This window comes from Pedobacter sp. 10L46_2, assembly GCF_056395165.1.
In genome coordinates, this window is the sequence record NZ_JBFTIZ010000027.1 from 58561 (window position 1) to 64346 (window position 5786).

Genomic DNA, 5786 nt, shown 5'->3' on the forward strand with positions numbered 1-5786 from the left:
CGGTTAAGCTATTCTCAAGTGATAATACCCGTAATTTCATTGCAGGGGACGATTTTAATGCCTTAGCATTGAAGCTGGTATCGTATATTGAGAGTTTGGATACCACTCGCGTACCTAGCCAGGATGAACTGTTTAGTAACTTTAGTAATGTACGGTCTAACAAGATTACCTATTTGAATATACCGAGGATAGAGGATCTTAAGATGTACAAAACAATGATGAGAAAATCTTTAAATCCACAGCCGATTTATCAGCAGGACATGCTTTCTTTTCAATTGGATCCATATAAAATCAAGATCATCAACTCTAGACCTCTATTATATCAATATATTAAAATTGAACCGTTAACATATGATCCGCTTGAAACCTCTTCATTATATGTTACTACTGAGATAACCTTGCCGGGACCATTTTCAGATTTTAAGCTTTATTTTATCTCTTCTAAATCCTTTATTGATAAGGAAATCCTCAGTTATTTCCTTCCGATTGCTTTAGGTGTATTGTTGTTTTACAGTATTTTGGTATTGGTGGCATTCCTTATCTATAGAAACTTAAATATTAATCAGAAGATGTTTAAACTGCAGTACGATTTTATGAATAACCTTACTCATGAGTTTAAAACTCCGGTAAGTGTAATTAAGATTGCAGGAAACAACATTAAAAGTGCATCTAGTTTAACCGAAAGAGAATTAAAACTTTATGGAAAAATTCTTGATGAAGAGGCTGATAAGCTGAATGGTTTAATGAACAAATTACTTGCCTTTACTCAGATTGAGAATAAGGCAATACAGCTAAACTCCGAGAAAATTAATATTAATGATTTTATTGAAAGTACGGTTGAATCACATAGACTTAAACACCCCGATTTTGATTTTACTTTTGATGTAAGCGGATTCAAAACATTTGTTACCGATCCGGTATTACTGGGAAGTCTTTTTGATAACCTGGCAGAAAACGCCTATAAGTATTCGCCACAAGAGCGGAAACGGCTTCACATTTCTGCCAGACTTATTAAGGGAAGAGTAGTATTCCGGTTTGCGGATCAGGGAATAGGAATTCCTTCGTCAGAAATTAATAATATATTTAAGAAATTTTTTCGCATACAAAACCAGTACAACCAGAATGGGAGCGTTGGTCTGGGTTTGGCTTTCTGTAAGGAACTCGTTAACTTTATGAGTGGCGAGATTACGGTAAAAAGTAAAGTTGATAAAGGAACAGAGTTTAAAATTGTACTGCCATATAATGACTAGTACCATTATACGTTTGCATTTATATTCAAATAAATAAAAAATTATGTCTAAGGGAATTAAAATACTGATAGTTGAAGATGACGAGAATTTACGCTTTCTGGTTGTACATCGTTTAAAAGCCGAAGGCTATGATGTTTTGGAGGTTGGTGATGGTTTAACTGCCGAAAAAATGATAATAGATGAGCAGCCTGATATTGTTCTTTTAGATTGGATGTTACCTGGTAAACAGGGTGCCGAAGTTTGTGAAGAAGTACGAAAACAGGGGTTCGAGAATTTGATCATCATGATGACAGCTAAAGCTCAGGATGTGGATAAGATAGATGCTTATAATTTTGGAGTTTCAGATTATGTAACTAAACCATTTAATATGGATGTTCTGGTTGCAATGTTGGATAGTAAGGTTAAATATCTGCTTAATAATGACCGTTCAGAGATCCATCGTTTCGGAAATATGGAACATCACCCTAATATCCATACACTATTCAGAAACGGGAAAAAGATAGAGCTTACAATTCTTGAAAACAGGATTTTACTTTACTTTTTAAGGAATCCGAATAAGGTAATTAACCGAGATGAACTTATGTTGGTTGTTTGGGGGTACAATTCTGATGTGAATACCAGAACTCTTGATATGCACATTGTACGCTTACGTAAAAAAATAGAGCTTAATCCTGATAATCCGCAATTACTGCAAACGGTAAGAGGTGTTGGATATCGCTTTAACCCAGCGTAACTTATTTTTATAACTGCGTAATCCAGGTAACGAGTAGTAATGCGAGGTATTGTAGAACCATGGTTCCATCAAGATAGAAGAAATAGTAGTATTCATTCTTTTTGATATTGGATTTAAAGATCAGCCAGCCCGTTAAGATTATGGTTAGGGTAAGGGCAACGATGTCTCCTACTGTTGCCTGTCTGAATAGAATTAACAGCAAGACATAGAGGCCGAGTAAAAATTGGCAGAAGACGTAAGCTTTTTTTTCTCCAAGCATTACAGGGATTGTTTTAAGTGCATACAGCTTATCTTGAAACAAATCTCTGATGTCAAAGGGAACAGTAATGGCCGCAATAAATAAAAAGCGTTTGGCTACAAGTAAGAGGGTTTCGGCCGAGGAGATATTGATCTGATAGCTGCGTTCAAGTTCAACTATTGGTAGCAATACACTGCTTATAGACCAAACAAGAGCGATCAGAAATAGCTTAATTCCCGGGATATTTCTTAAACCGATTTGCTGCTTATTTAGTGTTAGGAAAGGTACATTGTAGCCAACAGCCATTAATCCGGTAAATACCATCAGCAGTTTAGATTCCAAGCTTAAATACCATAAGCCGAGTGGAATTAAACACAAAATACAAATCAGTGTAATTGAAATGATTAGGCGATGATGTGAAAATATCCATCTAACTCTAATGTATGGTGAATTTCCTGGGTCTTTAGGCTTGGCCAATAACATACTAAAGTTGTAAAGACCTACTGTAGCAAAGAATAAGAATGCAAGTATATATTTATCTGCAGGAACATGTAAAAGATGATAGGTTACCAAGCCCTGGGCAACCGCACAAATACCTATAAACAGGTTGCTGAATAGCAGGAAATCAAGAATAGAAAGAAGTATTCTTTTAATCATTTGCAGAGAGGCGGTTAATTTAATTAGGCCCGCTTCAATTCAAATATCGTTATTTCCGGTAAAATTCCAACCCTTCCTGGATAACCTAGAAAGCCATAACCAACATTTACATAAAGTTGTTGATTTTGTTCTTTGTAAAGACCAGCCCATTCTTTGTATATGTATTGTATAGGGCTCCACTGATAATGTTCAGTTCTTACGCCAAACTGCATGCCATGAGTATGGCCACTAAACATAGCATCTATTTGTTGATATTTTTTCAAAACCTCTTGCCTCCAATGAGAAGGATCGTGAGATAGTAGTAGCTTTACAGGTAGATCATCTGTGTCTTTAGTTGCCAGGTCCATCCGGCCATACTTTGGAAAACGGCCCATTCCCCAATTTTCAATCCCTAATATTCCAATCTCCTCGCCATCTATCTTTAACCGGCGATGCTCATTCATCAGTAAATCCCAACCCATTACTTTATGGGTTTTAATTACATCCTGCAGGTTCTTAGCTTTAGCAGCTGATGGTGCGCCACCAAAATGATAATCGCCATAGTCATGATTTCCGAGTACGGAATACACTCCAAGGGGTGCTTTAACTTTACTGAACAGATCCTGATAGTCGCGCATCTCAGTGGCCATATCATTAACAAGATCTCCTGTGAAAAAGATAAAGTCAGGTTTTTCTGCCAGGAGCATTTCTACACCGCCCTGTACCGCCTTCTTATTATAAAAACTTCCAGAGTGGATATCCGAGATCTGACCAAATCTGATTCCTTCAAAAGCCTTTGGGAGGTTCGGGAGCACTAAAGTCCTCCTTTTTATCTTATAGTCGTAGGCGCCAGAGGAAATGCCCCAGGTAAGAGAGGTCAAGGGAATAGCAGCTGTGATTAATCCAGCTTTTATAATAAACGACGATCTGCTTATAGGTTCTCCAACCATAGTTTGGGGCTCTTTCTCAGTCAAAACTGCTGTGTTTTTTCTTTTGAAGAACCTGTTTATTTTAACAATTAATCTCCTTATGTCATCAATCAATAAAAACGGCAGCATTACTATTTTACAAACCAAGGTTAAAAAGAATGCCACAAGAATAACTGATCGAAGGCTTAAATATAAAGGTAAGTAAGAAGGAACATAAATCGCTGCAAACACGCCTATTACAAGAATACCGGTGTACGTCCACCAAATTATTGAAAACAGTTTTTTTGTAGTTGGCTTCCATTTTTTAAATACGGATAATATTGCCCGATAACAGTAGTAATCGAAAGCCAGAAGTAAAACAGATAAAATTATAAGTGCGGGTAGTCGTCCCATTTAAGTATTTTTATTAATAAGATTACCTGAAATTAATGTCATCGTCGTCGTCATCACCAAGTTCGGTGTTAAATAAGCTTTCAAACATATCTGAGAATCCGAATCCCCCTTCAAGATATTTTTTGTTTAACTGTGAATATTCCGCCAAACCATGCAGTACAAATTCCATTAACAATAAGGTTTGGTTTTCGCTTAGTTTAGGATGGAATTTTTTAACCAGATCATATAGGCCGTTAACCTCCCTAAGCTGCTTTTCGTACTTTGCCTGTGTAAGGGAGTCGGCTATATCTAGTGTATTTCCATCTGTGAACCATTCGGTTATGTTAGTGTATGGGTTAGCGGTTTTACTTTTTTTGGCTCTTTCCGGATCAGGGAAATAGCGAGCAAATAAACTTTTAATTGCTTTGCCGATGAGTGTATTCGCAACCTTTGCAGGTCCTTCCAATTCACCTTCGTAAACCAGTTCAATTTTTCCGGTTACTGCTGGAATAATGCCTACCAGGTCAGAAAGTCTTATGGATGTGCTTTTCTCTCCATTAATCAACATTCTTCGTTCTGCAGTACTAATGAGGTTCTCATAAGCGGTAATGGTTAACCTTGCTGAAACCCCCGACTTTTGATCAATAAACTCACTTTTTCTGGCCTCAAATGCAACTTGTTCTATCAGATCTTTAACCAGGCCATCTACTTCGATGTTCGCTTTTTGCTCTTCTGTTATTTTTGCTTCCTGGAAGGTTATCTTTCTGGAAATGTCAATGGTTTTAGGATAGTGGGTTAGGATTTGGCTTTCTATGCGGTCTTTCAGCGGCGTCACAATAGAGCCTCTATTGGTATAATCTTCCGGGTTTGCAGTAAAAACAAATTGTACATCTAATGGCAAGCGTAACTTGAAACCTCTTATCTGAATATCTTTTTCCTGTAGCATATTAAATAATGCCACCTGTATGCGCGCTTGCAAATCGGGCAGCTCATTAATTACAAAGATGCTTCTATGAGCTCTGGGTATTAAACCAAAATGAATTACCCGTTCGTCGTTGTACGTTAATTTTAAGGTAGCAGCTTTAATTGGATCAACATCTCCAATCAAATCGGCTACGGTTACATCGGGAGTAGCCAGTTTTTCAGTATATCTTTCGCTACGGTGCTGCCAGCTAACAGGGGTATTGTCGCCATGAATTAATATTTCATGCTTTGCGTACCATGAAATAGGGTTCAAAGGGTCATCAAAAATCTCACTTCCGCTTACGTATGGAATATACTCATCTAAAAGATTTACCATCAGCCTGGCAATACGTGTTTTTGCCTGACCGCGTAAACCCAACAATAAAATATTATGGCGCGAAAGAATAGCCGTTTGCAATTCCGGAATCACGGTTTCATCATATCCTAAAATGCCTTCAAATCCAGCATCCTTATTTTTAAGCTGAACAATCAGATTCTTACGAAGCTCGTCTTTTACAGATAATGATTTATAGCTTGAGGCCTTTAGTTGGCCAAGTGTTTTTATGTTGTTGTAATCCATGTCTTATCTTTTCGAATTGAGCGCTTAGAACTTATCTGACTGTTTTCCGTCTGTTCTTTATATAATCTTCAAATATGTATTCTCC

General features: G+C 37.2%; 5 protein-coding genes. 2 read left to right on the forward strand and 3 right to left on the reverse strand.

Features of this window, described 5'->3' with window-relative positions:
* The first annotated feature begins 215 nt into the window (after nucleotides 1-215).
* On the forward strand, nucleotides 216-1250 hold the full coding sequence (locus AC1DDX_RS05085; protein WP_477621826.1) for a sensor histidine kinase: 1035 nt from the start codon (nucleotides 216-218) through the stop codon (nucleotides 1248-1250).
* A 43-nt stretch (nucleotides 1251-1293) separates the two neighbouring features.
* Nucleotides 1294-1983, forward strand: a complete 690-nt coding sequence (locus tag AC1DDX_RS05090; RefSeq protein ID WP_172661702.1) for a response regulator transcription factor — start codon at nucleotides 1294-1296, stop codon at nucleotides 1981-1983.
* A gap of 7 nt (nucleotides 1984-1990) precedes the next feature.
* On the opposite strand, the gene AC1DDX_RS05095 is transcribed toward AC1DDX_RS05090, so the two are convergent.
* From AC1DDX_RS05095 to AC1DDX_RS05105, 3 genes are read right to left on the reverse strand one after another with little or no spacing between them, the layout of a single operon-like run.
* Complete coding sequence (locus AC1DDX_RS05095; protein WP_172661701.1) at nucleotides 1991-2878, reverse strand: UbiA prenyltransferase family protein; 888 nt, start codon at nucleotides 2876-2878, stop codon at nucleotides 1991-1993.
* Between the two features lie 23 nt (nucleotides 2879-2901).
* Nucleotides 2902-4179 carry a metallophosphoesterase gene (locus AC1DDX_RS05100; RefSeq protein ID WP_288883610.1) on the reverse strand — a complete coding sequence of 426 codons (1278 nt, stop codon included), beginning with the start codon at nucleotides 4177-4179 and terminating at the stop codon, nucleotides 2902-2904.
* Between the two features lie 22 nt (nucleotides 4180-4201).
* Entirely contained in the window at nucleotides 4202-5701 is a 1500-nt protein-coding gene (locus tag AC1DDX_RS05105; RefSeq protein WP_172661699.1) for a sigma 54-interacting transcriptional regulator, read from the reverse strand.
* Nucleotides 5702-5786 lie beyond the last annotated feature (85 nt).

Excerpts from the sequence above, each read along its gene's own strand:
- AC1DDX_RS05085 (WP_477621826.1), top strand. The coding sequence starts at position 216 with ATGATGAGAAAATCTTTAAATCCACAGCCGATTTATCAGCAGGACATG.
- AC1DDX_RS05090 (WP_172661702.1), top strand. The coding sequence starts at position 1,294 with ATGTCTAAGGGAATTAAAATACTGATAGTTGAAGATGACGAGAATTTA.
- AC1DDX_RS05095 (WP_172661701.1), bottom strand. The coding sequence starts at position 2,878 with ATGATTAAAAGAATACTTCTTTCTATTCTTGATTTCCTGCTATTCAGC.
- AC1DDX_RS05100 (WP_288883610.1), bottom strand. The coding sequence starts at position 4,179 with ATGGGACGACTACCCGCACTTATAATTTTATCTGTTTTACTTCTGGCT.
- AC1DDX_RS05105 (WP_172661699.1), bottom strand. The coding sequence starts at position 5,701 with ATGGATTACAACAACATAAAAACACTTGGCCAACTAAAGGCCTCAAGC.